The sequence below is a fragment of the Citrobacter sp. Cpo071 genome, from assembly GCF_030332765.1.
GTDB classification, from domain to species: domain Bacteria; phylum Pseudomonadota; class Gammaproteobacteria; order Enterobacterales; family Enterobacteriaceae; genus Citrobacter; species Citrobacter portucalensis.
In genome coordinates this window covers 190218-192546 of the sequence record NZ_JAOWHE010000081.1, presented here as the reverse complement: position 1 = coordinate 192546, position 2329 = coordinate 190218, and the positions used below count along the sequence as shown (strand labels likewise).

Below are 2329 nucleotides of genomic sequence, written 5' to 3'. Positions count from 1 at the left end.
GGTTAACCGAATAGGGGAGCCGAAGGGAAACCGAGTCTTAACTGGGCGTTAAGTTGCAGGGTATAGACCCGAAACCCGGTGATCTAGCCATGGGCAGGTTGAAGGTTGGGTAACACTAACTGGAGGACCGAACCGACTAATGTTGAAAAATTAGCGGATGACTTGTGGCTGGGGGTGAAAGGCCAATCAAACCGGGAGATAGCTGGTTCTCCCCGAAAGCTATTTAGGTAGCGCCTCGTGAATTCATCTTCGGGGGTAGAGCACTGTTTCGGCTAGGGGGTCATCCCGACTTACCAACCCGATGCAAACTGCGAATACCGAAGAATGTTATCACGGGAGACACACGGCGGGTGCTAACGTCCGTCGTGAAGAGGGAAACAACCCAGACCGCCAGCTAAGGTCCCAAAGTCATGGTTAAGTGGGAAACGATGTGGGAAGGCACAGACAGCCAGGATGTTGGCTTAGAAGCAGCCATCATTTAAAGAAAGCGTAATAGCTCACTGGTCGAGTCGGCCTGCGCGGAAGATGTAACGGGGCTAAACCATGCACCGAAGCTGCGGCAGCGACACTATGTGTTGTTGGGTAGGGGAGCGTTCTGTAAGCCGTTGAAGGTGTATCGTGAGGTATGCTGGAGGTATCAGAAGTGCGAATGCTGACATAAGTAACGATAATGCGGGTGAAAAACCCGCACGCCGGAAGACCAAGGGTTCCTGTCCAACGTTAATCGGGGCAGGGTGAGTCGACCCCTAAGGCGAGGCCGAAAGGCGTAGTCGATGGGAAACAGGTTAATATTCCTGTACTTGGTGTTACTGCGAAGGGGGGACGGAGAAGGCTATGTTAGCCGGGCGACGGTTGTCCCGGTTTAAGCATGTAGGCGGAGGTTCCAGGTAAATCCGGTACCTTTTAACGCTGAGGTGTGATGACGAGGCACTACGGTGCTGAAGTAACAAATGCCCTGCTTCCAGGAAAAGCCTCTAAGCATCAGGTAACACGAAATCGTACCCCAAACCGACACAGGTGGTCAGGTAGAGAATACCAAGGCGCTTGAGAGAACTCGGGTGAAGGAACTAGGCAAAATGGTGCCGTAACTTCGGGAGAAGGCACGCTGATATGTAGGTGAAGTGATTTACTCATGGAGCTGAAATCAGTCGAAGATACCAGCTGGCTGCAACTGTTTATTAAAAACACAGCACTGTGCAAACACGAAAGTGGACGTATACGGTGTGACGCCTGCCCGGTGCCGGAAGGTTAATTGATGGGGTTATCCGTAAGGAGAAGCTCTTGATCGAAGCCCCGGTAAACGGCGGCCGTAACTATAACGGTCCTAAGGTAGCGAAATTCCTTGTCGGGTAAGTTCCGACCTGCACGAATGGCGTAATGATGGCCAGGCTGTCTCCACCCGAGACTCAGTGAAATTGAACTCGCTGTGAAGATGCAGTGTACCCGCGGCAAGACGGAAAGACCCCGTGAACCTTTACTATAGCTTGACACTGAACACTGGTCCTTGATGTGTAGGATAGGTGGGAGGCTTTGAAGTGTGGACGCCAGTCTGCATGGAGCCATCCTTGAAATACCACCCTTTAATGGCTGGTGTTCTAACGTAGACCCGTAATCCGGGTTGCGGACAGTGTCTGGTGGGTAGTTTGACTGGGGCGGTCTCCTCCTAAAGAGTAACGGAGGAGCACGAAGGTTAGCTAATCCTGGTCGGACATCAGGAGGTTAGTGCAAAGGCATAAGCTAGCTTGACTGCGAGAGTGACGGCTCGAGCAGGTGCGAAAGCAGGTCTTAGTGATCCGGTGGTTCTGAATGGAAGGGCCATCGCTCAACGGATAAAAGGTACTCCGGGGATAACAGGCTGATACCGCCCAAGAGTTCATATCGACGGCGGTGTTTGGCACCTCGATGTCGGCTCATCACATCCTGGGGCTGAAGTAGGTCCCAAGGGTATGGCTGTTCGCCATTTAAAGTGGTACGCGAGCTGGGTTTAGAACGTCGTGAGACAGTTCGGTCCCTATCTGCCGTGGGCGCTGGAGAATTGAGGGGGGCTGCTCCTAGTACGAGAGGACCGGAGTGGACGCATCACTGGTGTTCGGGTTGTCATGCCAATGGCATTGCCCGGTAGCTAAATGCGGAAGAGATAAGTGCTGAAAGCATCTAAGCACGAAACTTGCCCCGAGATGAGTTCTCCCTGACCCTTTAAGGGTCCTGAAGGAACGTTAAAGACGATGACGTTGATAGGTCGGGTGTGTAAGTGTAGCGATACATTGAGCTAACCGATACTAATGAACCGTGAGGCTTAACCTTACAACGCCGAAGATGTTTTGGCGAA

1 rRNA gene is annotated in these 2329 nt (G+C 52.4%); it reads left to right on the top strand.

The features are described 5' to 3' along the window. Positions 1-2304 (top strand): 23S ribosomal RNA (locus OGY09_RS14120); the annotation flags it as partial. Between the last annotated feature and the right edge of the window lie 25 nt (positions 2305-2329).